The sequence below is a fragment of the Aquitalea aquatilis genome (assembly GCF_005155025.1).
In the GTDB taxonomy this organism is placed as follows: domain Bacteria; phylum Pseudomonadota; class Gammaproteobacteria; order Burkholderiales; family Chromobacteriaceae; genus Aquitalea; species Aquitalea aquatilis.
Genome location: NZ_CP039731.1, coordinates 3,285,965 through 3,312,918, shown reverse-complemented (window position 1 = coordinate 3,312,918; position 26,954 = coordinate 3,285,965). Strand labels below are relative to the sequence as shown.

The 26,954-nt window shown below is 54.4% G+C and carries 28 protein-coding genes; 13 read left to right on the top strand and 15 right to left on the bottom strand.

Features of this window, described 5'->3' with window-relative positions:
• Positions 1-70 precede the first annotated feature (70 nt).
• The 10 genes from FAZ30_RS15505 (at position 71) to FAZ30_RS15465 (ending at position 7,859) form a co-directional block, all read left to right on the top strand.
• Positions 71-1,483, top strand: coding sequence for a replication initiation factor domain-containing protein (locus FAZ30_RS15505; protein ID WP_137009791.1), 1,413 nt, complete (start codon positions 71-73; stop codon positions 1,481-1,483).
• 63 nt (positions 1,484-1,546) lie between these two features.
• A complete protein-coding gene (locus FAZ30_RS15500) occupies positions 1,547-1,882 on the top strand; it encodes a hypothetical protein (protein WP_137009790.1) in 336 nt (111 codons plus the stop codon).
• A gap of 195 nt (positions 1,883-2,077) precedes the next feature.
• Positions 2,078-2,251, top strand: coding sequence for a hypothetical protein (locus tag FAZ30_RS20440; RefSeq protein WP_168190863.1), 174 nt, complete (start codon positions 2,078-2,080; stop codon positions 2,249-2,251).
• Positions 2,251-2,499 carry a hypothetical protein gene (locus FAZ30_RS15495; protein ID WP_137009789.1) on the top strand — a complete coding sequence of 83 codons (249 nt, stop codon included), beginning with the start codon at positions 2,251-2,253 and terminating at the stop codon, positions 2,497-2,499. The genes FAZ30_RS20440 and FAZ30_RS15495 overlap by 1 nt, the downstream gene beginning before the upstream one ends.
• 11 nt (positions 2,500-2,510) lie before the next feature.
• Complete coding sequence (locus tag FAZ30_RS15490) at positions 2,511-2,735, top strand: hypothetical protein (protein ID WP_137009788.1); 225 nt, start codon at positions 2,511-2,513, stop codon at positions 2,733-2,735.
• Between the two features lie 89 nt (positions 2,736-2,824).
• Positions 2,825-4,423: a hypothetical protein gene (locus FAZ30_RS15485; protein ID WP_205676605.1), complete on the top strand. Its 1,599-nt coding sequence runs from the start codon at positions 2,825-2,827 to the stop codon at positions 4,421-4,423.
• 1 nt (position 4,424) lies between these two features.
• Positions 4,425-4,727 (top strand): DUF2523 domain-containing protein, encoded by a 303-nt coding sequence (locus tag FAZ30_RS15480; protein ID WP_137009786.1) that lies wholly within the window; start codon positions 4,425-4,427, stop codon positions 4,725-4,727.
• Between the two features lie 75 nt (positions 4,728-4,802).
• Positions 4,803-6,098, top strand: coding sequence for a zonular occludens toxin domain-containing protein (locus tag FAZ30_RS15475; protein ID WP_137009785.1), 1,296 nt, complete (start codon positions 4,803-4,805; stop codon positions 6,096-6,098).
• 76 nt (positions 6,099-6,174) lie between these two features.
• Positions 6,175-7,008, top strand: coding sequence for a DNA cytosine methyltransferase (locus FAZ30_RS15470; protein WP_168190862.1), 834 nt, complete (start codon positions 6,175-6,177; stop codon positions 7,006-7,008).
• Between the two features lie 323 nt (positions 7,009-7,331).
• Complete coding sequence (locus FAZ30_RS15465) at positions 7,332-7,859, top strand: DUF2726 domain-containing protein (protein ID WP_137009783.1); 528 nt, start codon at positions 7,332-7,334, stop codon at positions 7,857-7,859.
• Here FAZ30_RS15465 and FAZ30_RS15460 read toward each other — a convergent pair.
• The gene (locus FAZ30_RS15460) at positions 7,846-8,352 is read right to left on the bottom strand and encodes a hypothetical protein (RefSeq protein ID WP_137009782.1); all 507 of its coding nucleotides are present in this window, start codon (positions 8,350-8,352) and stop codon (positions 7,846-7,848) included. The genes FAZ30_RS15465 and FAZ30_RS15460 overlap by 14 nt on opposite strands.
• Before the next feature lie 288 nt (positions 8,353-8,640).
• Between FAZ30_RS15460 and FAZ30_RS15455 the strand changes: the two genes are divergently transcribed.
• A complete protein-coding gene (locus FAZ30_RS15455) occupies positions 8,641-9,027 on the top strand; it encodes a hypothetical protein (RefSeq protein ID WP_137009781.1) in 387 nt (128 codons plus the stop codon).
• Positions 9,028-9,849: 822 nt separating this feature from the next.
• Here the strand turns inward: FAZ30_RS15455 and FAZ30_RS15450 are convergent.
• The 9 genes from FAZ30_RS15450 to FAZ30_RS15410 all read right to left on the bottom strand — a co-directional run bounded on the left by FAZ30_RS15450 (position 9,850) and on the right by FAZ30_RS15410 (position 16,228).
• The gene (locus FAZ30_RS15450) at positions 9,850-10,683 is read right to left on the bottom strand and encodes a zonular occludens toxin domain-containing protein (protein WP_137009780.1); all 834 of its coding nucleotides are present in this window, start codon (positions 10,681-10,683) and stop codon (positions 9,850-9,852) included.
• An 8-nt stretch (positions 10,684-10,691) separates the two neighbouring features.
• Positions 10,692-11,036, bottom strand: a complete 345-nt coding sequence (locus FAZ30_RS15445; protein ID WP_137009779.1) for a DUF5455 family protein — start codon at positions 11,034-11,036, stop codon at positions 10,692-10,694.
• A 9-nt stretch (positions 11,037-11,045) separates the two neighbouring features.
• A complete protein-coding gene (locus FAZ30_RS15440) occupies positions 11,046-12,551 on the bottom strand; it encodes a hypothetical protein (protein ID WP_137009778.1) in 1,506 nt (501 codons plus the stop codon).
• Between the two features lie 60 nt (positions 12,552-12,611).
• A complete protein-coding gene (locus FAZ30_RS15435; protein ID WP_137009777.1) occupies positions 12,612-12,866 on the bottom strand; it encodes a hypothetical protein in 255 nt (84 codons plus the stop codon).
• Between the two features lie 264 nt (positions 12,867-13,130).
• Positions 13,131-13,337 (bottom strand): hypothetical protein, encoded by a 207-nt coding sequence (locus FAZ30_RS15430; protein ID WP_137009776.1) that lies wholly within the window; start codon positions 13,335-13,337, stop codon positions 13,131-13,133.
• Between the two features lie 102 nt (positions 13,338-13,439).
• A complete protein-coding gene (locus tag FAZ30_RS15425) occupies positions 13,440-15,203 on the bottom strand; it encodes a replication endonuclease (protein ID WP_137009775.1) in 1,764 nt (587 codons plus the stop codon).
• Position 15,204: 1 nt separating this feature from the next.
• Entirely contained in the window at positions 15,205-15,420 is a 216-nt protein-coding gene (locus tag FAZ30_RS15420; protein ID WP_137009774.1) for a hypothetical protein, read from the bottom strand.
• 2 nt (positions 15,421-15,422) lie between these two features.
• Entirely contained in the window at positions 15,423-15,770 is a 348-nt protein-coding gene (locus FAZ30_RS15415) for a single-stranded DNA-binding protein (protein ID WP_137009773.1), read from the bottom strand.
• Positions 15,771-15,910: 140 nt separating this feature from the next.
• The gene (locus tag FAZ30_RS15410; RefSeq protein WP_137009772.1) at positions 15,911-16,228 is read right to left on the bottom strand and encodes a hypothetical protein; all 318 of its coding nucleotides are present in this window, start codon (positions 16,226-16,228) and stop codon (positions 15,911-15,913) included.
• A 108-nt stretch (positions 16,229-16,336) separates the two neighbouring features.
• Here FAZ30_RS15410 and FAZ30_RS15405 point away from each other — a divergent pair, with 108 nt between their 5' ends.
• Both FAZ30_RS15405 and FAZ30_RS15400 read left to right on the top strand, forming a co-directional pair.
• Entirely contained in the window at positions 16,337-16,771 is a 435-nt protein-coding gene (locus tag FAZ30_RS15405; protein ID WP_137009771.1) for a hypothetical protein, read from the top strand.
• 755 nt (positions 16,772-17,526) lie between these two features.
• Positions 17,527-18,696: a tyrosine-type recombinase/integrase gene (locus FAZ30_RS15400; protein ID WP_168190861.1), complete on the top strand. Its 1,170-nt coding sequence runs from the start codon at positions 17,527-17,529 to the stop codon at positions 18,694-18,696.
• A gap of 90 nt (positions 18,697-18,786) precedes the next feature.
• Here FAZ30_RS15400 and FAZ30_RS15395 read toward each other — a convergent pair whose 3' ends face one another.
• From FAZ30_RS15395 to FAZ30_RS15375, 5 genes are all read right to left on the bottom strand, one after another.
• The gene (locus FAZ30_RS15395) at positions 18,787-20,187 is read right to left on the bottom strand and encodes an EAL and HDOD domain-containing protein (RefSeq protein WP_137009769.1); all 1,401 of its coding nucleotides are present in this window, start codon (positions 20,185-20,187) and stop codon (positions 18,787-18,789) included.
• Between the two features lie 146 nt (positions 20,188-20,333).
• On the bottom strand, positions 20,334-20,984 hold the full coding sequence (locus FAZ30_RS20435; protein ID WP_124641032.1) for a TetR family transcriptional regulator: 651 nt from the start codon (positions 20,982-20,984) through the stop codon (positions 20,334-20,336).
• A gap of 90 nt (positions 20,985-21,074) precedes the next feature.
• Positions 21,075-22,514, bottom strand: a complete 1,440-nt coding sequence (gene adeC, locus FAZ30_RS15385; protein ID WP_124641034.1) for an AdeC/AdeK/OprM family multidrug efflux complex outer membrane factor — start codon at positions 22,512-22,514, stop codon at positions 21,075-21,077.
• A complete protein-coding gene (locus FAZ30_RS15380; protein WP_137009768.1) occupies positions 22,514-25,657 on the bottom strand; it encodes an efflux RND transporter permease subunit in 3,144 nt (1,047 codons plus the stop codon). Before FAZ30_RS15380 ends, adeC begins: the two co-directional genes overlap by 1 nt.
• A 15-nt stretch (positions 25,658-25,672) precedes the next feature.
• Positions 25,673-26,836 carry an efflux RND transporter periplasmic adaptor subunit gene (locus FAZ30_RS15375; protein ID WP_124641038.1) on the bottom strand — a complete coding sequence of 388 codons (1,164 nt, stop codon included), beginning with the start codon at positions 26,834-26,836 and terminating at the stop codon, positions 25,673-25,675.
• Positions 26,837-26,954 lie beyond the last annotated feature (118 nt).

The following is a 26,954-nucleotide window of genomic DNA, read 5'->3' as shown; positions in this document are numbered from 1 at the left end:
CTCCTCCTCACCTTCGCATCCGGCCTGCTGATTGGCTGCGGTGCATCACGTATTGTCTGGATTGTTCGTCATGGCTAAGCGCAATCGTCCTCCTGAGGTTCACCAGTTCCGTCCCATGACTTGGGACGAACTCGACGCACGTATTGCGGCCATGTTCCCGGCTAAACCGTTCAATGAAGTGGTGTATGACGCCAAGTACTGGATGAACCTGCCGCACGGCCGGTTCGGTGAGGTCCAGCGTGATGCGGATGTGGCTTATGCCCTGGGCAAAGTGGCCGGCCGCGTCGGCGGCGGTCGTCGTCCGACGGAGGAGGCGCGCCGCGCCGACGCAGCCCCCCCCCTTTGTAACACGGGGGGAAAGCCCAAATTCGAAGCCGCCAGGATGACTGAGGGACGCCAAGACCTCGAAACCATCACCCTGGTACTCGACGAGGGCATTACTAAAGAAGTGGTCATCCGTGCGCATGGTTGGGGCGATGACTTGGCCCACGTCGACCAAGTTTCGTTTACCTGTCACGAAACGACCTGCTCAGTCATTGCCGGTGCGCGTCTGGTCTCCGATCTGGAACACGTCATGGCCATGTCCGCAAAGCTGGAACAGATTTTCGGCTTCGGTGTGAGCCACCAGCGTCCGAAGGGGATGCACTTCTACAAACAGTCGTGGGTGCTGGGTCAGGAGGATGTCTGCTACGGCAACCTGCACTACGGCGGTAATCAGCGAAACACAATTTGCGTTCAAATCACCGGTGCTGGTGCGCTGGCTGCTCATGAAGGATGGGAAAAACGGCTCTATGACTTCCTCACTACTGAAGCGCAAAACCCTCGCCTTACTCGTGTCGATCTTGCTTACGACGATTTCGTGGGTGATTACACCGTTGATCTGGCTGCTGCTGATTATGACGCTGGGCGGTTCAATTGCGGTGGCCGTCATCCTTACTGTGAGCAGCGTGGCGATTGGAAGCGTCCTGATGGTTCTGGCCGCACCTTTTATCTTGGAAAGCGGGTTAACGGCAAATTCGCTCGTATTTATGAAAAAGGTAAAGAACAGGGTTGTAAGACTTCTGATTGGGTCAGGGTCGAGGTTGAATTCAAGAATATAGACCGGGTATTAAAGTTTGAAATGCTCTTGAATGCTGGCAGCTATCTTGCTGGCGCATATCCTGCTTTTGAGCGTTTTAAAGGCTTAAAAACGCCTCAGCGCATTGACTGCTTGATGAAAGAGCAGAGTCACGCGATTGACCACTATATCCACTATGGTGCTATCCAAGTCGGTCGCCTGATTAATTACATGAAGGACATTGCTGGTTGGTCTGTAGAGCAGATCGTTAAACAACTGGAACGTCCCGATGCTGGTTACCCACAACGCTTGAAACTCGCGAACGTATCGTGTGATTTAGGCAATCAAGATTTCATTCATAAGCTAGACCGTGCTGCATACGATGACGATGAATTCGCATTGATGCCGGAGTATTCGTTCGTTTAATTCACCTGCACCACGTTGGGCAGCGTGGTGAATTTCGGGAAACTGCCAACTGGAGATTAAATCATGCAATTCGATACGCGTATGAAAGTAATGGGTGCCAAGTTCTTTAACGATGTTGTTGAAGGAACTAAATACGACAACACCAAAGTGTTTGTTGAAACGCCCATGAATGAGCAGTCCGGCAATGCGGTTGGCTTTGCTGCTGCTGAATATCAGTGGGGGACTTCGGAAAACTTCCAGAAGATCAAATCGCTTCCGTTCCCGTTTGAGGCTGACTGCGTTTTGGAAATGACGACTAACGGCAAGCAAACCAAAACCATTCTGATTTCCGTCACTCCGGTTGCGCGTGTTGCTGCTCCGGCCGTTGCTCCGGCTGCTGTAAAGCCGCAAGGTCAATAACATGATTCGGCCCGTTTGGATTGTCCAGGACGCCGATTCGGGCCTGTTTCTGTGTCCGTATCAGGGCGACGTTGGCTTCACTAAGTTATTGCGTGAAGCTGGCCGATTCGAAGATGCGGAAAGCGCTGTTGAAACTGCTCGTGATTTTCTTGGCAATCAATTCCATGTCACTAAATTTTATGAGGAGTCTTAACTGTGGATTTTTCAGTACTGCTTGGATATTTGAATGCTGCGGCTAGCGGTGCTGTTGCTGGTATATCGGTAATGGCCTTGGCTGTGTTCTCTGTCGATGTCGTCAAGACGGCCTATTACGAAATTATGAGCATGCTTGATCGCGGTTCGGATCGTGATGATTCGCGAGGCTCGTAATGGCCCAATGCATCCAGATTAATCAGGATGGAACCATAACCGCTTTATCGGTTCCGCCTGCGCAGTGCCAGTCTTACCTGCTTATGGATTCCACGGATTACGCCAATGTGATGGCGGCCGGGAATATATGGGCAGCAGATCAAAATCAGATTGAGCAGGGCTTCGGCTGGGGCTTTGGTCTGGTAATGACGTGCTACCTCGTCGCGTACGGTTACGGGGCAATTATTTCTTTTCTACCTTCAAAATAAGGATTTTCGTGATGAACACTTCTCTGCGCTTTAACCGTGTTTCCCTCATTGCTGCTGGTCTGGTTGCTGCTATCGCTTCTGCCGGTGCTTCCGCTGCTACTGACTACACCGCCATTACCAGCGCTGTGGACGCCACCAGCATCGTGGCCGGCATCGGCGCTATCGCCGCTGTTGTCTTCCTGCCGCGTGTCGCCAAGTGGGGCTTCCGCACCGTGATGTCGATGCTGGGCAAGTAAGCCGCTAGCTCTCGGCATGGGGGAGAGCTTCGGCTCTCCCTTTTTTTATTGTGACAGTAACGGAAATAGGTTTTGCGAGGTCTTCTTGCTTGCCGGGGGTGAGATCAGATGATTTGGTTCTTTGGTTCGATCGTGCTGGGCATGTTCTGCGCCTGGGTGATTATTCAGGGTCTGAGGGGGTGATGATGCGGCGTTTTCTCTTGTCGTTATTTGTTGCGATGCAGCTGCTATTGCCGGCCTTTTCGTATGCCACGGCATTTCCGGTTATTCAGCCAACAATTCAAATAAAATTCCCTACCATTTATCCGAATGCTTCATCTATGCCTTCTGGCGGTGGCGGTACTGGCTCAATTAATGATGGCAAGGGTATAGCTGCAGGCGCTGTTGGTGCTGCTGCTGCTGCCGTCTGCTTGTCAGTCGATTGCGCGTCTAGTGTTGCTACTGGTCCTTCGGGGGTCGCTACGCCTCCCGGCTGGGTTAAGCCATCTCCGACAGCCGTACCTCAGCCTCCGGGGTCTGTGCCATTGCAAGGGCCTGTTTCATGGCAGCCGGGTGGTGATTCGGCAACTGAATCTGAGGCCTGCGCTAAGGTTACTGCCTTCCTGTTAGCTCATAGTGCGCCTTCATCCACCTGTACTGTGCTTGGTCGTGGTGTAATTCATTATTCTAATCATGATTTTTACATTTCTACTTATGGTGGTGATTCATGCCCTGCTGGATATAAGTCTAATTCATCTGGCTCTTGCTCCTATGATGTTTCTGGCGCTTCCGGTGCTGTTCAAAAGCCTGCCGGTACGCCTTGCCAAGTTTTAACTGATGGTGGTTCTGTGCGTTGGGATACTGCCAATCCTGCTTGCGCTGCCCCAAGTGCGGGTCCGTACTGGACCGATTCGGATGGAAACCAGGAATCCATGAATAATGGGACGTTGTCCGTTGTTTCATCTGATGGTAGAAATAAAACCAATGTCGGCCCTGCTGCTGGCAATTCTTTGCCGATTATTCAAACTTTGACAGGCCCTGATTCGACAGGTCAACTCCATGATTTCAAGAGTACGACGACTATTGATAGTTATGGAAATATCGCGACTCAAGATTATTCAATTGATGGTCATCCAGTTAGCCAAGATGAATATAATAAAACCTTAGCGGGTCCGCCTCCGACCACCTCTATGGAAAATTCAAAAGCCAATACTAATGCCGGAACTGGTTCTAATGCATCTGGAACTACAACAGTAGGTGGTAGTACTCCGCAAACTAAAATTACATGCTCCGATGTAAATACTTGCGGCGTAGCTCAAGATGGCACATTAAAGGATGTTGGAACGCAGGTAGGTAATATTCAAACTAGCTTTTCCGACTTCATTAAAAACTTTACGACCGTTGTTCAAGTTCCGCGTTTATATACGCCATCAACAGATACGGCTCAATCGGCACTTTCCGACTTTTCTAATTCAATTAAAAACACTGCATTGGTTTCTAGTGTGACTGGCTTCTTTGATGTCAGTTTGGCGGGTGGCTCTTGCCCGACTTGGACAATACCTGTCGTCAATATTATGGGCCTTTCAATCGGCGGTATTGAAATAGACCAGTTCTGCACGCCAACTGCATATAATGTTTATTCTATTGCCTCTATTGTTATTTTGGTAGTGTGCGGATTCTTTGCATTCCGTGTCGCGGTGGATAATTGACATGACTAATTTCTTTCAGAATTGCTGGAATTTCTTGGTGGCATGCATCACTGCATTAAAAGACATGCTGTTTGATGTTTTTGTGATGATATTCAAATTGATACTTAATTTGATTTTGTTTGTAGTCAATATGCTTTCGCTACCGGTTAAATTGGGCGGCGGTCTTAATTCATTATTCACTGGAATGGATAGCTCAATCATGTGGCTGCTAGGTGCGTGTGGATTGGGTGCTGGCTTGTCACTCATTGGCGCTGGTTATGTATTTAGACTGACGCGCAAGGTATTAACTTTGTTTCAGTGGTAATTTAAATTGCATTGTCAATAATGCATATTTCGTGCCAATCAATATTAATCAATTTTGTTGTGTAAATAAAACACCATGATTATTTTCCATGAAGGTCTGCCGCGTTCCGGTAAAAGCTGGGAAGCGATACATGAAATGGCCGTACCGGCTTTAAAGGCTGGCCGTCATGTTGTCACGAATATCAAGGGTACGGATGCGGCCAAAATCGCTGAATGCTATCAATTAGACCCTGATGCGGTTGCTGCTCAACTTACGGTGATTGATTGGGACAAGTCCTCCGACATTCACGAGCATGCCAAAAATGATGGTCTGGTGATTTTCGATGAAGTGCAGGATTTCCATCCCCAGGGCAAAAAGCTCAATCCTGCGCAGATTGAATTCATCACTCAGCATGGTCAGCGAGGCATTGACGTGGTGCTGTGCGGTCAAGCAATGGGCAACATCCACGTATTCTGGCGCGACCGGGTGCAGCGGCTGGTCTACTTTCAGAAGATGTCGTCCATTGGTGCGGATAGTCGGTATCAGTGGACCATGCAAGAGCGCGTCGGGCCTAAGAAATTCAGCAAGGTGTCCAGCGGTATCCGCAAATATGACAAGGCTAAATTCGGCTGCTACAAGTCACACGCTGACGGGGTCGAGAATAAAGCCAACCTGAAAGACGACCGCGCTAACATCCTCAAAAAGCCAGGCATCCGCTTCGGCCTGCCAGTGGCCTTTCTTGTGCTGTGCTTTGCAGTGAATTACGTCTGGGGTCTGTTCCACAAGCCGGCAGGCGAGGCGCTCGGTATCAACACCAAAGCGGTGCAAACAGCTTCTGCGCCAGCTTCCACCACCGCTGGGGCCGCGGCCGCTGCGCAGGACAAAGCCAAGGACGTTGGTAAGGGGTCGGCGGTCGGTACGTTGCAATCAGCACTGGAAGCCACCAGTGTTGACCCTGTCGATTACTTGGAAGGGATGATGAACAAGTACAGGCCACGGCTGGCCGCGTTCATGAAGATGGGCCGGAAGGAACAGGGCCTGATAGAGCTGATGGACGACTCGTATAAGGTCCGTGAGCAGATCAAGCTAACCGAGCTGCAGGCGTATGGTTACGGCTATGAATACCGGGGCGACTTCATTTTGATTAAGCGACTGGATGGCAAGGGCAAGCCTCATACCGTCACGCCATGGCCAGTGGACCCATGGGGCCGCGCCAACAATCCGCCAGTGCAGCAAAACCAGCAGACTCAGATCGCTCAGCAGCAGGGCCATCCTGACGCTGGCCAGCGGCTGGCCATCAATGACATGGATGATGCTGATCCTAAGGCAAACCGCTTCGATGCGCTTCGTCCGCACTCCAAGGCCGTGCAACCTGCCAAAAAGCAGACTTGATGTGACTGACCTGGTGTGACTGCCTCTGGACAAGTCACGGCAGCTGGGTCACACTTCTTCAAAAGGAGGGCTTATTGTGATCGTCCAGGATGCGCGCAATGCGGCTTTGTCACAGCTGGTGCTGTCGATCTTTCCGGGAATAGACCTGTTTGGCACTGGTTTTGAGCAGGTTGGTTTTTCTGTTGTTCGTGGGCCGGACCCGCTGACTGGTGGTGATATACGCCGGTTTCATACTGTGCCGGGTCGCTTTGATGGCGTGATCGGTGGTCCGCCATGCCCTGATTTTTCCCGAGCTCGTCGCTCTGAGCCTTCTGGTTATGGTCTTGAAATGCTTGCTGAGTTTGAGCGTGTCGTTCTCGAGGCTTCGCCTACGTGGTGGCTGATGGAAAACGTATCCGGTGTTCCTGATGTCGTTATTCCCGGTTATTCGCATCAGCGCTTGGATATCAATGCTTCCGAGTGCGGCCTGTCACAAAATCGCCTGCGCCATTTTCAGTTTGGCCATAAACATGGCCATGTGATTTCCCCAGTTCGCTTGCCGCGTATTGCTGATGCCCAGCCGTGTTGCGTTGCTTCGGAGGGCGGTCAGATGGATAGACGGGGCTGGCTGGATTTTTGCCGCCTGCAGGGCTTGAGTGATGGCATTGAGCTTCCTAGCTTTACCCAGTCTGGCCGTTATCGCGCTGTCGGCAATGGTGTCCCCATTCCGATGGCCATCATCATGGCGCAGGCTGTTGCGCTATCTCGTCCCGTATCCTCTGTGCGCCTTTGTTTTTGTGGCTGCGGTCGTGAGCTGACTGGCCGTGCATCGCTGGCCAATGCGGCATGTCGCAAGAGAATGCAGCGTCGCCGTGACTCAGCCGGCGTGACTGACCAGGCGTTTGTCACAATCGAGCAGTCACAGTTGTGACTTGGCCAGGTGTTGTGGTGCCTGGTCAGTCACCGACCTGGACAGCTTTGTGACCCAGCTCGTGTGACTGGGCGCCGGCGAGTCACACCCGGGCGGTCACGAATCTTGCCCTTGCGCGGCAGTTGTCATCCCGCCACCTTCATTGCAGACATTCAAAACCATGCGCCTTTGCCAGCTCTGGCCAGCCTCGCCGGGACGGCGTACCCCTAGGGACCCATGGCCGGCGTTTTGTGCCGGTCGTGGGGTAGGGGGCCTTGACCGGCAAACTGGCCGGTCTTAGGCGGCGCGGGTTAGAATCCTTCCGTCATAGCAGAGGGGTTTTTATGTTTGCGCTTATTGTTGTCATTGTCCTGATTGCTGTCATTGCAGCTGCGGCTTCTCAAGCCAAGAAAAAATCACCAGATACAGCTCAGCCTGAAAAGAAGAAAGCGAATTACGGCAATGCCAAGCTTCTTGCTAAGTCAGCATTGCTTAGTAAAAGTGAGCAGGAATGCTATCAGAAGCTTGTTAGCGTGTTGCAGCCTGATTTTTTAGTGCTGGCACAGGTTTCTTTGGGGCAGCTTCTTCGTGCCACTGGCGGCACCAAGCGGCAAAACGATAATCTTTATTACAATTTTGCCTCGAGAAAAGCAGCTGATTTTGTCATCTGCCGCGCCGACTTTTCCGTTGTCGTTGTTGTTGAGCTGGACGATCCTTCCCATGACAGCAAAAAGGACAGGGATGCAGATCGCGACAAGACACTTAGAGATGCTGGTCATGAAGTTCTGAGATTGCCATCGATACCGACAGATGAGCTTTTGCAGCGCTACGCAGCCAGCCTTAGGGCTAGGGAAGCCGCTAAGAAGGCTTAAACAGGTTGTTTAGCATTAGTCCGAACTTGGCCTGACGGTGGCAATTTTCCTTGTAAAAGTCGCGCTCCATCATCAGGCGTTCGATCAGGTCGGCTTGCTCCTGAGCGAGTTGGTGGGTGCGCCGGTATTCCCGTATTAAAGCCAATTCGTCCAGGCCGATTTTTTCACCCCATGGAAGAACAAGGCGATTCCGGTCGATTTGGACATGCTGCCAGTCTCCGAGTCTTTCCATGTCTTTTTTCTGCTTTAGGTAAAGCCATACGTGTCGGGGTACGGGTTTAGCTCCGGTTGTCCATGCGCTCCATTGGCGAACAGTTACGCCAAGTTCTGCGGCGCTGGCCTTGCGGTCGTGACTGAACAGTAGCCGTGCCAGTTCCAGCTTGTCGCACTCGAATGTGGTGGTGGGTGCGAGTGGTTTTCTCATGGTCGTATCAAATGAAAAAGCCCCACGATGGTCGTGGGGCTGGCAATGTAAATCCTGTAAATCACGCATTTTGCATTGCAAATGTGTTGCGGCAGGGCAACATAGTATTTGTACGTAGTCGCCGCCTTCTGAGCCATTTCCGTAAGTTCGCATAATATATATTATGTCAAATCACGCAAACGTCGCAGAAAGGACGTAAGTAGAAATACTATGTTGCCAACATCCAACAGTTTGCAGCCATTTACAGCCTAAATTATCCGCACATCATCACAAGCCCCGCCCTCAACGGGGCTTTATTTTTTCGTGATCGACATGTTGAAACGATTAAACCCGCGAGCCAATTTCAAGTGCAACGCAATGGAACTGGCCAAGCTGATGTTTAGCGCTGACGACAACAAGAGCGCCAAAGAGTTGGGCGTCAGTGTTGACGAGTGGATGCAATGGAAGACTGGAGCCGTACCCGTACCTAAGGCAATCTGGCTGTGCCTTAAGCAGAAAAAGGAGCTGGAGCGCATGAAGCCCTTGAGCGGTTTTGCCATAGAGCGCGACAGGATAACGTCGCCCTGGGGAGCAATACTAACGGACGACATCATGAAAATACCGGAGTACCGACGAGCGCACAAACTTGCCCAGGAGCAAGCAGACTTGATTGAACGACTGATGATGGAGCGGGAGTTCTACCGCGAAAATTGCCACCGACAAGCCCGGTTCGGCCTGATGTTGAATGATCTGTTCAAGTGGTGACCTGCACCGCCTAAACCGGCACAAAACGCCGGTTAAGGCCCCCTACCCCACGACCGGAACAAGACACCGGTCATGGGTCCCTAGGGGCTGGCCGTCCCGGCCGGGTTTGTAGTGGCCATTCAAATGAGCAAGGTTTTTGGAGTCTGCAACAAGGATGGCGCGCGCGGCTGGCGGCTTTACGGAAGGAGTTGCATCAGCCGTGGATACTGAAATTAAACGGCCGCCTGGCTACATTCCGTCAGGGGGCATCATTCCGACATCGTGCCGTCGCCCACTTGTTACGCACTGTCAGCAGCAACGCCAAAACGCCACCGTTGACCACAGCCGGGCACTCGAAAGGTTACAAGTCGAAAAGGTCTCGCTTGCAGTGGGAAAAACCTTCGCCTTACGTCGGTTCGCACTGGCTCCCTACGGGGGTGTGTACATATGGAAAAGACGGTCAGCAGGACTGGTGACAGCCCATGCACAACCCGTGGACAGTCAACTGACCACAAGTTGCACACAGGCTGACAACAGCCCTGCTAACGCGACCGCTTTCCCACATGCACACACCTCGCTTCAATGCGTTACCTCCTCAGTCATCATTTTTTCCCCGCAAGGGGGAAAGGCAAAAAGCGTCTCGCACCCGGCTGTGGACAACGGCGGCAGGCTTATGCTGCTGACAGCGCTTCACTCGTGGCGGCCCGATGACGGAAAGTTGCCGCATCATTGCGCTTTGCGGCCTAAACAATCACGAAGGGCAAAAATTCCACGCCGCCAGTCGCGCGCGAGTGTTGCATTTGTGTATTTTTATTGCTGGCACGAAAATAGCATTATTGACATTCAGTCAATTGCGTAACTTGTTTTTTGCTTACCACGCAAATTGCCAACGTTAAGCAGATAAACGGGAAGCATACAAAGACGCATAAACCACAAAAAGCACTGCTGCATAGTGTCATCCAAAAGACCAAGGTACGAGCGCTTAGCAGGCAAGAAGCGGCCAACACGATGCCAATTCGGCAGCATGCAATACGAGCCATCACCACCCCACCGAGGAACATCCTGATCAATAATTTCTTGCTCAGTGTCGTAACACTCAAATGCCCGCCAGCCAAGGGCATACCAGGTATCCGAACGAATCGGCGGATTCATGCGTCCATAGTAGACGCGGCCCACAAAAAGCTTAGGCGGCTTAATGCCAGTCAAGCGCGTAAGAAACGGAATTGTGAGCTTGTCCAGGCGCATGCAATCAACCGTGTATTCATGCAGTAGCTTGCGGATCTGGCTGTCCAAGGCATCGACAGACTGGATGATAATGAACACATCCCACCGATATTTACGGGCATGGACAAGCCAAGCCATGATCGATTGCCGGCCCTTGTCTTGCCAGTTACGGCTATTCAAGTACACAGCACATTCATCAAGCACCAAAGCGCCAAACGTATCCTCCGCACGGCTTTCCGAGCCACGACCAAGCGCTTTAAGATCATCGCCCGTAGGTATGTCAGGGATACGAATATAGCTCTGACGTGAACGCTTGTCCTGGCAAAGCTTATCCAGATTAATATCAATGTTGCCAGCGATGCGCCGGCCCTGCTCAGCATAGGCAATCAAACGCCCTACACATTGAACTGACTTCCCCCCACCCAAATGGCCCTCAACAAAATAAACGGACATGTCACACCTCAAATAATGGGCAAGGAATTATTCAATTCTTTGTACTTCCACGATAACCACAAGAAACCCCACTGCGCTATTTTTGCCGTAATAAGCGACGACAAGCAGGAAGGCGCACTATCCGGCAACACAGTCCAAGCTGCAGCCTGCCAAATAGGCGAATTAGGCGCATGAATGAGGGCAACAATAAGGAGTTGAATCGTCTGCTGAAAAACAACAAAAGCAGCAAGGAGCGCAGTTAAAACAACAAGCCTAGCAGCAACAATCTTTGCATTTTTAACGCCCCACTTGGCAAGAATGTCCAAAAAAAAGCCAGACAGCTTGGAAAAGAGATAATCAAAGAACTTAAGCATTTGAACACCTCAAGAGGGATTTACTTTTCCATCGGCACGGGTCCGAATAAACATATTGGCAATTGTTAAAGCCGTCATACCGTCCCAGCCGTAACCAAAAACAGTACGAAGCCACGGCAATTGCTCACATATCGGGATAACCATTTTATTGGTGTGACCGTCAAGAGCCAAAGGCACATCCAATTTAATATCGGTACAAACAGGATCAGGAAATAAATGCATAATCCAGTCAAGATTTAATGACGGCAATGTCAGGCCGTTGAATACACTAACGTCAGGATCACGAGGATTATAATCAGGTTTTGAATCGACATTGGTATTCGCAGAAGCGCCAGTTATTGCATCATAAATTGATTTAATTGTGGCCAAAATGCCAGTTTGCGTAGATTCTTGAGCCACCCCACAAGTACCAACTTGCTGGCAAGTAATAGACGAAGCCCCGCCAGTTGAAGTTGTTCCGGATGCATTGGAGCCAGTGCCAGTATTTGTATTAGCTTTAGAATCTTCCATTGACGTACTCGGAGGATTTCCGGCCACGGTTTTGTTGTACTCATCCTGAGTAACAGACTTCCCATCGATAGTAAAACTCTGACTGGTAACCGTTCCCGTAGAATCAACTGAAGTACTGCTAGTGAAAGTATGTGTCTGGCCATCAGCACCAATTGCCGTTATTGTCTGAATAATGGGCAAGGTATTTCCAGATACTGGACCTATATCAGCCTTATTTTTGCCGTCGGATGAAACAACAGAAAAGGTGCCATTGCTGAGGGATTCTTTATTGCCGTCAGAATCTGTCCAGAAGGGACCAGCACCGGGATCAGCACAAGCAGGGTTAGCAGTATCCCAATGGACAGAACCACCATCAGTTAAAACTTGGCAAGGTGTACCGGCAGGCTTTTGAACAGCACCAGAAGCACCAGAAACATCATATGAGCAAGATGAAGACGAATTAGCCTTGTATCCAGCAGGGCAGGAATCACCACCATAAGTAGAAAGGTAAAAATCGTGATTAGAATAATTAATTACACCGCGACCAACCACAGTGCATGTTGATGAAGGTGCATTATGAGCCTGTAGAAAAGCAGAAACCTTAGCGCAAGCCTCAGATTCATTTGCCGAATCACCACCGGGTTGCCATGAAACTGGGCCCTGTGTTGGGACGGAACCCGGAGGCTGAGGCGCAGCAGTCGGAGAAGATGGAGGAACCCAGCCGGGAGGAGTAACAACACCAGATGGAGCCACTGCAACGGAAGGATTGCAAGGTGATGGCGATGCTAGAAAACACACAACAGATGCAGCACCTACAGCACCAACGGCTGCACCGGCAGCGGACTGACCCTGAGTACCCGGATTACCGCCAGAAGGCATATTGGAAGAACTTGGATAAATAGTAGGGAATTTAACTTGAATAGTAGGCTGAATAACTGGAAATGCTGTGGCGTAGGAATAAACAGGGTAAATAGATATAAAGACAGAGGCTAAGACAAGCTGAAAATACCGTATGAATTTATACATATTGACCCTCTTTTAAATAAAAAGCCCTCACCCGAAAGCAAGGGCTGAAACATCAAGCTATTAGCCGATCTTTTTAAAGAACTTTTTAGCCAAACCGAAGATCATCAGGGCACCAGCCACGTACAGGGCATACGGAGCCGCAGCGCCCGCCTGCGAAGATGCCTGAGTAGTAACCTGAGTACCCATAGCAGTGACCTGAGTGGTCAGGTCAGGCAGAGTCGGAGCATCAGCCATTGCAAGACCGGAAGCCAAAGCAGCAGAAGCAGCCAGAGCGATACGGGAGCCAAAGCGGCGAGCAGTGTCGAAGTGTTTCATAGTATTTTCTCCAGAAATTGTTTAGCCGATCGAGTAGAAAGGCCAACTAAAAACCCCACCGCCCAAACGGCGGCAAAGGACAGGGCAACAGTACCCATGTCTGCTGTGGCCATGGTTATCATCGTGTATACCCTGACTGATAACCAAAGCAAAAACTAATAAACATCACGCAAAGAACAACAAGCTCATTTGTATTCATTGCAGCCAGCGCAGAGACCGGCATGGATACAGTTGCGGATGCAATAACGTCAGAAGCATTCATAATTAAAACGCTAATGAAGCATCACGACGATAAATGGGCTGCTGCTGATATTGCTGCTGATAATCAGGAGCTGCACGGTGCTGATATGGGATTTCCTGAGCTTGACGAGGAGTAGACATATCAATTGGCGAAGGTGCATAGAGAGAAATTGCTGCACAAGCAACGCCGGAAATTAAAATACCAACCAAAAAGAAAAAAACATTTTTCATTTCACATCCTTCCCTTTTCCCATTTTGTAGGTGCCATAAATAGCCATAGCAGAGAAAACGATAAACATAAACAATTTGAATTTATGCATATTAGCAATACCGTTATTGAATCGAATCTGGGAAAGGATGAATAAATAACCCATTAAATTCAGGGTTGTGGAGTGAATCCATTTCATCCATGAGGGCTTCACGGTGCATTGCCCTATCCCCGGTGGATTGTGGTTGCGTACAGTTAGTGATACGAGTCCAAGGGCGCTTCGCGCCATCAGCAGCACGCCCCTGCGGGGCGCACTGCCGCTGATCTGCTAGCGCCTTTGTGCTTGCAGACCCATACAAAGCGGATGTGACAGTCCAAACATGGACACGGGAAATGGCAACGACGCCATACGCATCGACGCCGCGGATGGTAGAAGCGTCCTCGCCATAGCGATTCGTGACAGGCTCACAGTAGAGTGCGGCAGCCAGCTCTTTACGGGAGGCAAACGGGCCGCCCTGGAGCATCACATAACCGGCCCAGTCGCTGGCCTGAGTCGCGGTAATAATGTCGGCTAGCTCGGGACGCTGCTCAGTAGCGTCAAGACGACGACACTCGCGCCAGACGGTAACCGGCGCACAGCCTATCTGCTGGAATTGGCGAATACCCCACTTTGCCCAGGACTCAACACGAATGGCTGTTTCATGTAGGAGAGCCGGATTATTGGGATTTGACTCATGGTCGAATTCGCCCAAGGCAAGAGAGTCGGCTTTGCGACCATCCACATTCTTGCAGATGTATTTGGCGACGTAGCCGCAGGCAGAGCCATTGAGCAGGTCAATCTTTTTAAAAGTGCAGCGGCGTCGCCATGCACCTCGCTCGGATGGATTGACCTGCAGTGCATAAGAGAGCAGGACTTTACGAATATCACGGCGGTCCCCTTCATTGAAAAACAAGACCATGTGCCAATGCGGCGTTCCATCGTGATGCGGCTCAGCCACCCGGAACCCGTACATACGAATACCCTTGCGATGCAGCTTTGCCCTAGCACGCGACCAGACTTTCTGAAGATGTGCTTGCGCCTCGCGTGGGCCAATGCCCGGCTGATAGTTCGGATTGAGCTGTCCAGTTTTGGACAAACGGGGGTGATAGCTACCGGGACATGTAATAGTGAAGAAGTCACAAGCATGGCCCTCCTGCTTAGCAATGGTTTCAAAGCCACGCAGGCGAACCATCAACTCAGCACGGCGGATAAGCGGGTTTGCCGGCGAGAGTGCGGCCAGATCGGCCAGACTGTATTCCTGGCCAAGCTCATTGATGACGAGCTGACTGGCGAGGACTTGAGCGGAACGTCTCTTGCGCTGGATGGTGCGCTTTACTTGATCATCGGAGGCGTATAGTCCGGCGCGATTATGCACACGTCCGGCAATAATGGCTCCTCGCTCAGCAAGACGAGAATGAACCGACCTAATCTGGCGCTTCCAGAATGCCAAGTCACAGGCACGGGCCCAGACTGAATCTGTCGTGTGGGGCTTTTTTGTCCAGTCCGGTAGGTGAAGATGGTAGAGCCCGGCCAACGCTTGTACGTCAGCAAGTGAAGCGCCGGTCCGCCGCAACCAACTTGTATGCCGAGATAACGCCTTTGCCTTTGCATCGATATCAGCTTCATCAAGGTAGAGAGAACGAGGCACGCCAATAGAACGGATTGCCTCAGTCGTAAATTTGAGCCAGCTATTGGCTGGTGCGCTACGGAGCCATGAAGACACAGTAGCCGGTTTAGCCAGGCGCGCATTCCATTCATCCGCGATGTCGTCAGACAGTGCAGACGGCAGGCCAGCCAAAAACGGCTTGAGATAGGCCTTGTTCGGAACGAGCAGCTTGGCAATGGACATGTCAGACCTCTACGAACTCAATAGGGGTTAAGAACGTCAAGCCCTTAGGGGTGCGGTAAATCGCCAGCTGCTCAGGAGCGTATTCAAAGAAGTCAGCGCCCAACCGCTCCAGCTCGACTTTTTCCGACAGAGTAAGGTCGGCAAATTGAACACGGTGCCAGCCCCAAAACATGGGGCTGTGAGGCATGATTTCCGGGAGATTGGGCGCAGTATTCATGATTACACCGCAGCAGGCTTAGCTTGATTGCGCGGGAACAGTTTGGAGAAAGCCGGCGCAGTCATTGCCATATATTCGTCATAAGTGACAAGCTGCACATCGCAGGCCGGAGCGTCGTAACGATCCAGATAGACCGAGGCAGGCGACATTACATAGAAGCCCAGCGCGTAGGGCTGCTGGCCATCCTGCAGACGAAGCTTGGTTTCAGCCGGATAGCGTTTCAGTTGGCCGGTGGCCGGATCAAACAGATTGGCATAAGCCTTCTGTTCGCGTGATTTCCATTCACGGCCAGCTTCTGTTTTGCCGGAACGCTCGGTTACCAGCGTGGAGTCAACCTCATAAATGATCATGGCGATTTCCTTAGAAAGGGATGCAGGGGTAAATATCAATACGTGCCTTGCAGAGCCGGTAGCGATGAGCCGGTTCGGTGGCAGTGGAAAGAGCAGCCTTGATAAGAGCTGCAATCTGGTGACGGTCAGGGCCAAACATGTCAGGCCACCCGGCGAGAGAGGCGAGGAAGCCAAAAATAGGGGCCATAGGCTCGGCCTATGCGCATAAAGAAAACGCAGTCATGGGCGCGATAAATCCAGCCCAGAAAACGAGCGTTATGAGTCGGCGCATACTCACCAGAAAAGGGAACGTGCGGCTTTTGCAGGCGGTAAACCAGCGGCTTGACAGCACGACGCACAACTGCAGGGATGCGGCGAATCACAAAGCCGGCACCAGTCACAAAGAAGCCGCGAGAGCAGGACATGAGTACATGACCATGTTTGCGCCATGCGCCACAGAGCTTTTGCTTTACTTGCATGTCGTCTGCTCCTCTATAATCAACACAAATCAGTTACTACACATAAGTCTGTGTGCACTATAAACACAGTCCTATGTTGCACACAAGCCTATGTAGAAGGAGGGCAGAATGAAGAAATCAATCGACTACCTGAAAGAAGCAAAAGAAAAGCTAGGAGTGGAATCGGATTACGCCCTGGCAAAAGCGTTAAAAACGAATCAACAGAACATAAGTCGGTACATGGCAGGCGGGTCGGTAATGGACGACTACCACTGTCTTGTAGTGGCAAAAGCACTAGGCATAGACCCCATGAGAATCATCGCGGCAGCACAAGAAGAACGTGAAAAAAGCGAGGAAAAACGGGAGGTTTGGCGGGATTTCAGGCAGGCACGAGAGAAGCAGGGCGGCCGCGCTTTCGTGCCGGCAATAGCGGCAATAGGGGGGCTGATGATGATGACCCTACTATCCCTACCGACGCTGACTAGCGCCGCAGGAAGCGGGCTTTCTGAGGCCGTAAACAATATATATTATGTCAAATTAGCGATTGTGATTGGTGCGCAGTGATTGATAACGCATGTGTGAGTACACGCTACGCGACTGGTGGTTATTGCGAGCGGTAGATCCTGCACGCAGCGCCGTAATGGACTTGTATGCGAGATTGAGCATGCATAAGCAAGCGACCCTTGATGATTTGCGTGGCCAGTCGGTGTGTAGTTACGCAGATCAGTCCAAACGTTGCAGTAAGTCGCACATTCGGTGATGGGTGCTGATCCAGCGCTTGATCAGCTGTGGCTGACTGGCTTTCAGATGAAGCCCAGTCGGACCATAGTTCACGCGTGGACTGTGGCAGCAGGATGAATGCTGAATGAGCCTGGTTAAGTGAACCGGTGACTTGCTGGCTGCATCTAGACTTACGGCATAAGGCTGTGCAACCAAGCTGGTACTGCAAATGGCGGCGGCAGCACAAGCAAGAGCGCATAGCTCACCGGCGAACCCTCAGCTAAGATGGCTTCGACTCTCTGAACCGGTTGGGGCTGTGCGTCGGGTCGGGGTCTTGCTGGCGGCCCGGACGTCTTGGAATCACCCTGACAGAGCGCGTAGGGCCACACCTCCCCTGCGGGCAGAATCCCTTAGCGTCACAAGCAACGCCAACGGTGCGTTTGATCATTGACAAGAGCAGGCGAGCTGGCAAAAACCCGGTTATAATTCACCATTATTCACATAATGTTGATATTTATTTCAATGTATTCTTACAAATTAACAACCGTACCATTGGCGGTTTTAGCTGGTGCTGGAGTGACTGATTGAATTTCCCTGCCTTGATCATTGAATCAGATGGCGAGTCGGCAACTGCCAGTTCGGCGACGCTGCAGCCTGCTACGGCCCACGGCTGGAATCGCCAGCAAGGCGCTTGCCTGATTGATGCCGATTCCGATGTCGAGGCTGTGCGCACCTGGCTCAAGGAATACCGCAGCCGGCCGCGAACGCTGGATTCGTATCGCAAGGAGGCCGAGCGCTTTTTGCTGTGGGCCTCGCTCAAGCGCGGCAAGAACCTGTCGGATATCAATCGTGATGACGTGCTGGAATACAGCGATTTTCTGCGCAATCCGGATGTCAGCTGGTGCGGGCCAACCCGGCCGCGCAGCCATCCTGACTGGAAACCATTTGCCAAGTGGTCGCCGCACAAGCACGGTTTGTCGGAATCGTCCTGCCTGCAGGCCCAGGTCATCCTGGCCAATCTGTTCCGCTATCTGGTTGAGGCTGGCTATCTGCGCCACAACCCGTTCGCACTCAAGCGTGGCCGCTCACCCGACGCACGGGCCATTCATGATGAACGCCTGCTGGAAAAGGAAACCATCGATTTCCTGTTCAACTGGCTGGAGACCCTGCCGGCAGAAACCGAGCGGGAAAAACGCCATGCCGAGCGGGCTTTGTGGATTATTTCGTTGTACTACTACACTGCGGCACGCTTGCGCGAAATTCCAGCAGCACGCATGGCAGACATACGGCTGATCCGGGGCAACTGGTGGTTCCGGGTGACGGGAAAAGGTGACAAGGAGGGGTTGGTACCGGTGCCGGCTGCCCTGTTGACTGCCTTGCAGCGCTATCGCAGTTTTCTGGGACTGACTCCCCTGCCCTCGCCGGCTGAAACCACGCCGCTGGTTTGCAGCGTGTATGGTGAAATGGCCGCAATCCGCGCCGATTCGCTGTACAAAATCATCAAATCCATCATGAAATCCGCCGCAGATGATGCCCGAGCCAGCGGCCACAGCCAGATTGCCGGCAATCTGGAACACGCCACCACGCACTGGTTGCGACACAGTTCGGCCTCGCATCAGTTGGAGGCCGGCCTGCCGCTGCTGACTGTCAGTCAGAATCTGCGTCATTCTCAGATTGAAACCACCCGGCGTTACCTGCATACCGAAGATGATGACCGACATCAGGCCACCGTCAACTGGAGCAAGCCTGGCAAGCGCGCACGCGACTAGTGCCGGACTGGGGTCGGCTGGCAGAGCATAGCCAACCGACCTGCTCCTTCCCCGGTAGGTGGAACTGGCTCCGGGGGGGGGATGGTTGCGTTACACCGCTTCTACATTGCTTTGTACTTCGCTCTCGCTCAGTACTTCCTGCGCCCACACCACCGCTTCCATATACACGCTGCTGACCTGATCAAGGTCTACATCCATTTGCTCGGCCAGCTCGGTGATGCGTTCGCCATCGTCCTGCTCGCAAGCCTGGGCCAGCTGCAAGGGGGCGGCAAACAGCCCTTTTTGCAGCAGCAGGGCATCCGAAATCATGAAGGGCAGGTCCAGCGGCTCCAGCGCTTCGGCCAGCGTCAGGTTGAGCAGATCGCCCAGCAGGGAAAACATGCCGGTCAGAAACAGATGCTCGGCTTCCAGCTTGTTGCCACGGATAATGCCCAGCTCTTCCATGAAGTGCGCGCGGATCAGCGATTTTTCCAGTAGCGACAAGGTGGCACCACCGTCGCCATCCGAGGTGAACAATAGCAGGGACAGCCATTTGAACAGCGCGCTGCGTCCCAGCAGCATCAGGCCCTCATCGATGGTCTGGATCTTGCGCGACAGGCCATTGACCGGCGAATTGACAAAGCGCAGCAGCTTGAACAGCAAGAGCGAATCCAGCTTGAACTGGGCTTCAATCTCGGCCACCGGTGCATTGGCACGCAGCAGGCGCATGATTTCCAGCACCCGCCCCTGGCTGGCACCTTCTTTCTGACTGACCCGGTTTTGCGCTACCGACAGGTATGAGCCATGAAACAGGGCAAAGCGGTCGCTATTGGCCGAGTGGCGGCACAGTGCCAGCTCTTCGGCGGTATTGATATTGCGGGCCAACCAGCGCATTTGCGGATAACGCTGCGGTAATTGTTCCAGCAAGGGAAATAGCGCCCGCGTATTGGGCGCGGCGAAATCCAGCACCATGTAATCCACTCGCTGATACAGTTCCAGCGCCGCCGGGGCGGTGCCGTAGCGTGCCGGCTCCACGGCAAAGCGCAGCCCGGCTGCACGCAGCGCATCCAGCTGCGGCATCACGGTGTCGGCCAGTTGTTCGCCATCCAGCAGTTCCAGCAGATAAATGGCGCTGGCCGCTGGCAATTCCTGCTGCAACAAATCGTCCAGCGAAGCCAGTGACACATGAATAAACGCCCGCCGATAAGCCAGCAGGCGGAAAATATTCATGTTTTTCAGGGTATTGAACAGAAGTTGGTCAAAACTGCGCCGACTGGCCGCTGGCCGGGCCACCGCCAGACTGTCCTTGACCGCAAATTCGTAGGCAACAATGCGTTGCGACTGATCCTGAATGGGCTGGTGCGAAACAAAGCCCAGTGTCTGCGGCAGCTTGAAAGGCGTTGCCTGCGCGGCAGCCTCCTCTGCTAGCACAGCAGCGCGCGGCGGCGGTGGTGCATTGTTCGTTGTCGACTCTCCCCGCCCGAGCAAGCCGCCGAATATTTTTTTGAACATGATGTACTCTCTGACTGAAACGACTGCCTGGCTGCATTCCTGGCCGCTGATATCCAGGATGGCCACAACTGTCCGACAAGACAGCTACGCCATGGCCATGACAGTGTAGTCAGTATTGCGCAAAAGGGACAATCAGATCCTGCACTTTACTGCGGTGCGGGTAGCCAGCAATCGGCAACAAACACCCCGGCAAAAAATGGGGTCAGTAGCTGCTCGCAGTGATTTTCCAGATCGACCACCTGCGGATTGAGCATCCAACTGTCGACCAGGCCGCAAATCATCGAATGCAGGCAGCCGGAGGCACAGGCAAGATCAATACCCGGCCTGACCTGCCCTCTTTCCGCCGCCTGACTCAGCATGGCGTGCAGATTGCCTACTTTTTCCATCAGCCAGGAGCGATCCAGCAGATAGGAGTTCTGCATTTCGCCGACGAATTCGCAGCGCAAATTGATGATGCCCACCACGCGGGCGACGCGCTGACTGGTGGTGACCAGCTGCAGCACACTGCAGCTGTGTTGCCACAAACGCTGCGCCGGAGTCAGCCCCGGACAGTAGTCCTCAACCAGCAACGCCTGCATCAGTTCTTCGAACTGGGGGAAGGCCCGTTCGCACATGGCGTTGAACAGGTCGGACTTGTTGTCGAAGTGCCAGTAAATGGCCCCACGGGTCAGGCCGGCGTGTGCGGCAATGCCAGCCAGCGTGGTTTTACTGACGCCGTGCTCCCAGAACAGCTGCTCGGCAGCATCCAGCAGCAACTGTCGGGTTTTGTCTGCTTCTTCTTTGGTTTTGCGTGCCATCTTGTCATCACCGGAATCATGGCCGGGTACATTGCCCGGCCTTTGGAGTATTACCAGAGACCGCCATGCAGCAGGCACGGCGGTCTTTGCTTAGCTGCCCTGCTCCGGCGCTTGCCAGCCGCCGCCCAGCACCTTGTACAGGGTCACCAGGTTGGAGGCCTGCGACAAGCGGGTGCTGATCAGGTTTTGCTGCGCAGAATACAGGCTGCGTTGTGCCAGCAACAGGGTGAGATAACTATCCACCCCCACCTTGAAACGGGCTTCAGACAGCTGCAGGCTGCGTTGACTGGCCTGCACCAAGGCCTGTTGCGCCCGCAACTGGGTGCCCACCGTGCCACGCACTGCCAGCGCATCGGCTACCTCGCCAAAAGCAGTCTGAATGGCCTTTTCATACTTGGCCAGCGAGATGTCGCGTGCCACTTTGGCCGATTCCAGATTGGCGCTCAGGCTGCCGGCATTGAAGATGGGCAGATTGATGGAAGGGCTGAAGCTCCAACTGCCGCTACCTGCCTTGAACAGATCGGACAGATTGCTGCTGCTGGACCCGGCACTGGCCGTCAGGCTGATGCTGGGGAAAAACTTCGCCCGCGCCGCACCGATATTGGCATTGGCTGCTTTCAGGTCGTGCTCCGCCGCCAGAATGTCAGGGCGGCGCTGCAGCAGCTCGGACGGCAGGCCAGCCGGCAAGTCGGTAAGCCGGCTCTGGGTTTCCAGTTGGCCTCCTTGCAGGATGCCCGCCGGAATGCTGGTGCCCACCAGTAGGGTCAGCGCGTTTTCATCCTGCGCAACCTGACGCTGATAGCTGGCCTGATCGGCCAGTGCCGACTGCACGGTGGTGTCGGCATCGCTCAGATCCAGCTCGGTTGCCGCGCCCACCTCCAGCTTGCGCCGGGTCAGCTCATACGAAGCCTGCTGCGACTTGAGCGTGTTCTGCGCCACCTGCAAGTGCTGCTGGTCTGCCAGCAGGGTCAGATAGGCATTGGCCACTTCGGCTACCAGCGAAATCTGCGTGCTGCGCCGGGTTTCTTCCAGCGAGAAGTAGTTTTCCAGCGCCTGCTGTTTCAGGCTGGACAAGCGCCCGAACACATCCAGCTCGTAGGCACTGAAACCGATACCTGCGGTGTAGCTATGGCTGATGTATTCCTTGCCGGTAGCGCTGACGCTGGCCGGTACGCGCTGGTTGCTGCCACTGCCGCTGGCACTGATAGCCGGGAACAGATTGGCTTTTTCAATCTGATACTGCGCGCGCGCCGCTTCGATATTCAGTGCAGCCACGCGCAGATCGCGATTGTTTTCCAGCGCCAGCCCTATCAGCTGCCGCATGGCCGGATCAGTAAAAAACTGCTGCCAGGCCAGTTGTTCGGCCGGGGTGCTGCCAGTCTTGCCGGCCGGCACGCCCAGATAAGCCGGGCCGCTCGGCCATTGCGCCGCCACTGGCGACGCAGGCTGCTGATACTGTGGAATCAGCGAGCAGCCCGCCAGTGCGCTAGCCAGCAGCGACAGGCTGCACAGCTTGATGAATCGGGACATTACAGGCCCTCCTTGCTGATACCGTGCATGTCGTCTGCCAGTTTCTTGGGCGGGAAGCGACGGCGGATGACCACGAAAAAGACCGGAACCAGGAAAATCGCCAGTACGGTGGCCGAAATCATGCCGCCCATCACCCCGGTACCAATGGCATTCTGGCTGCCGGAACCGGCGCCATGGCTGATTACCAGCGGCAAGATGCCCAGGATGAAAGCCAGCGACGTCATCAGGATGGGGCGCAGCCGCATGCGTACGGCTTCCATGGTGGCGGCAATCAGTTCCTTGCCGTGCTCCTGCTGCTCCTTGGCAAATTCCACGATCAGAATGGCATTCTTCGAAGCCAGGCCGATGGTGGTCAACAGGCCCACCTGGAAGTACACGTCATTGGACAGGCCGCGCACACTGGCGGCCAGCAAGGCCCCGATCACCCCCAGCGGCACCACCATCATCACCGAGAAGGGAATCGACCAGCTTTCATACAGCGCGGCCAGACACAGGAAGACGATGAGCAGCGATATGGCGTACAGCGCCGGTGCTTGCGAACCGGACAGGCGCTCTTCATAGGACAGCCCGGTCCATTCGTAGCCGATGCCAGCCGGCAGCTGCTTGATCATGTGTTCCATCTCGCTCATCGCCGTACCGGTACTGACACCGGCAGCGGGTGAGCCCTGGATTTCCACCGACGACTGGCCGTTGTAGCGCTCCAGACGCGGCGAGCCAAAGCCCCAGTGCGAGCTGGCAAAGGCCGAGAACGGTACCATGCTGCCGCTGCTGTTGCGCACGTACCAGTTGCCCAGGTCTTCCGGCGACATGCGATAGGGTGCATCGCCCTGCAGATAAACCTTCTTGATGCGGCCACGGTCGATGAAGTCGTTGATATAGCTGGAGCCCACCGCCGTGCTCAGCGTGCTGTTGATGTCCGCCACGGACACGCCCAGGGCATTGGCCTTTTCGTGATCGACATCCAGCAGGTATTGCGGGTTGTCGCTCAGACCGTTGGGGCGCACCGCCATCAATAGCGGGTTCTTGGCGGCCATGCCCAGCAACTGGTTGCGGGCGGCCATCAGCTTGTCATGTCCCAGACCGGCACGGTCCTGCAGTTGCAGGTCGAAACCGGAGGCATTGCCCAGCTCCATCACGGCTGGCGGGGCAAAGGCAAAGATCATGGCATCGCGGATCTGGCTGAATGCACCCATGGCGCGGCCGGCGACCGCCTTCACGGTCAGGGCGGGCCGGTTACGCTGATCCCAGGGCTTGAGCTGGACAAAGCCCAGACCCATGTTCTGGCCGCTGCCGGCAAAACCGAAGCCGGAAACGGTAAACAGCGAGTTGACGGCCGGGTCTTGCAGGAAATGCTTTTGCACTTGCAGCAAGGCAGCATCGGTACGTTCCTGGGTGGCACCCGGCGGCAATTGCACCTGGGTAAACAGAATGCCCTGGTCTTCTTCCGGCAGGAAGGATGTCGGCAAACGCATGAACAACACTGCCATGGCGATGATGATGCCGATGTAAATCACCATATAACGCAGTGATTTTTTCAGCATGCGTGCCACGATACCCTGATAGCGCTCGCTATTGCTGTCGAAGGTGCGGTTGAACCAGCCAAACACGCCGCCGTATTCATGGCCGACGCCGTGGCCTTTTTCCACTGGCTTGAGCAGGGTGGCGCACAGGGCCGGGGTCAGCACCAGGGCCACCAGTACCGACAGCGCCATCGACGACACCACGGTAATGGAGAACTGACGGTAGATGACGCCGGTGGAGCCGCCAAAGAAGGCCATCGGCACAAACACGGCGGCCAGTACCAGCGCAATGCCGATCAGCGCGCCGGTAATCTGCCCCATGGATTTGCGCGTGGCTTCGCGTGGTGGCAAGCCCTCTTCACTCATCACCCGTTCGACGTTTTCCACCACCACGATGGCATCATCCACCAGCAGGCCGATGGCCAGCACCAGGCCAAACATGGTCAGGGTGTTGATGGAAAAGCCGGTGGCGGCCATCACGCCGAAGGTACCCAGCAGCACCACCGGTACGGCAATGGTCGGGATCAGCGTGGCGCGGAAGTTTTGCAGGAAGACATACATCACCACAAACACCAGGCCGATGGCTTCCACCAGGGTCTTCACCACTTCTTCGATGGAGATCTTGACGAAGGGGGTGGTGTCATACGGATACACCGCCTTTACACCCTTGGGGAAGTAGGCCGACAGCTCGGCCACCTTGTTGCGCACGGCCTGAGCCGTGTCCAGTGCATTGGCACCGCTGGCCAGCTTGATGGCTACACCGGTAGCCGGCTTGCCATTGAACAGGGCCTTGGTGCGGTAGGTTTCTGCACCCAGCTCGATGCGGGCCACATCCTTGAGCAGCACGCGCGAGCCATTGGCATTCACTTTCAGCAGGATTTTGCCGAACTGCTCGGCACTGGACAGCCGGGTCTGAGCAACGATGGTGGCATTCAGTTGCTGGCCCGGCTTGGCCGGCAGGCCACCCAGCTGGCCGGCCGACACCTGGGCATTCTGCGCGGTAATGGCGGTAGAAACGTCACCCGTGGTCAGCTGGTAGCTGTTGAGCTTGTTGGGGTCCAGCCAGATACGCATCGAATACTGCGAGCCGAACAAGGACACTTCACCCACGCCATTGACCCGGCTGAGGGTGTCCTGCAGGTTGCTGGCAACATAGTCACCCAGGTCGGTGCCGTTCATGCTGCCGTCTTCCGAGACGAAACCCACCACCATCAGGAAGTTACGCGCCGACTTGGTCACGGTAATGCCCTGCTGCTGCACCACGGTGGGCAAGGCAGCCATGGCAGACTGCAGCTTGTTCTGCACCTGCACCTGTGCGGTATCCGGATTGGTGCCGGCATCGAAGGTCATGGTGATGCTGACCGCACCGGTGTCGTCACTGGTGGAGTTCATGTAGCGCAGATGATCGATACCCTGCATCTTCTGCTCGATCACCTGGGTCACGCTGTCTTCCACGGTTTTGGCCGAAGCACCGGGATAAGTCGCGTTGATGGCGATCTGCGGCGGCGCGATGGCCGGGTACTGTGACACCGGCAGGCTGCGAATCGACAGCAGGCCGGCCAGCATGATCACGATGGCGATCACCCAGGCAAAGATCGGCCGGTCAATAAAAAATTTCGACATGAATCTTTTCCCGGTTTACTTGGCGGCGGATGCGTTGGTTTTCAGCGCTTCGGGTTTGACGGTTGCGCCATCCTGTACCTTCATCAATCCTTCCACCACGATGCGCTCGCCCCCTTGCAGGCCGCTGTCCACCAGCCACTTATCACCCACGGTCTGGCTGGTCTTGATAGTGCGGGCGCTGACTTTATTGTCCTGGCCCACCACCATCACGATGGCATCACCCTTCTGGTTGCGCGTTACCGCTTGCTGCGGCAGCAGTAAGGCATGCTGGCGCACCCCCTGCTCCAGCCGCGCACGGACAAACATGCCGGGCAACAATTCGCCGGTGGGGTTATCGAACACCGCGCGCAGCGTCACCATGCCGGTGCTGGCATCCACCGTGATGTCGGAGAACTGCAGCTCACCCTCTTTGGCATATTCACTGCCGTCTTCCAGGATCAGTTTTACCTTGGCCTTGCCCGGCTGGCTTTGCACTGCGCCCTTGGCAAAGTCACGGCGCAGATGCAATAGCTCGGTGCTGGACTGGGTCATGTCGACATAGGCCGTCGCCAGTTGCTGCACGGTGGCCAGGGCGGTGGTCTGGTTGGCCGTGACCAGGGCGCCGGCGGTCACGCTGGATTTGCCAATGCGGCCGCTAACCGGCGCGGTGATGCGGGTGTAGGCCAGATTGATGCGGGCGGTTTCCACGGCAGCCTTGGCGGTGGCCAGGTCTGCACGCGCCTGCAGCAAGGCGGCATGGGCATCGTCATTGTCCTGGCTGCTGATGGCCTTGATTTCCACCAGCTGCGCATAGCGCCGGGCCTTGAGTTCTGCCGATGTCAGGGTTGCCTCGGCCTTGGCCTGGCTGGCCTGGGCGGTCTGGTAGGCGGCCTGGTAGGTGTCGGGATTGATCTGGTACAGCACCTGACCGGCCTTGACCTCGCTGCCTTCGGCAAACAGGCGCTTCTGAATGATGCCGCCAACCTGCGGACGGATTTCAGCCACGGTAAAGGCGGAAATACGCGCCGGCAACTCGCGGCTGAGAACGGTATCCTGCGCTTGCAGGGTGATGATGCCGACGCTGACCGGGCCGGCAGCAGGCATGCCGCCGGTTTGCGACTTGCCACAGCTGCTCAGTGCAGCGGACAGCAGCAATGCGGCGACAAGCTTGAGAGCGGGTGAAGCTTGCTTGATGTGCATAAACATTCCAGAGCTTGATGATGATGAAGAACTGCACTGTGCCGGGTCTGAGCGCCCAGTCGTTCAGTTGGCTTATTTTAAATACATACGCGGCTGTATGCTTGCAAATAAGCAGGTA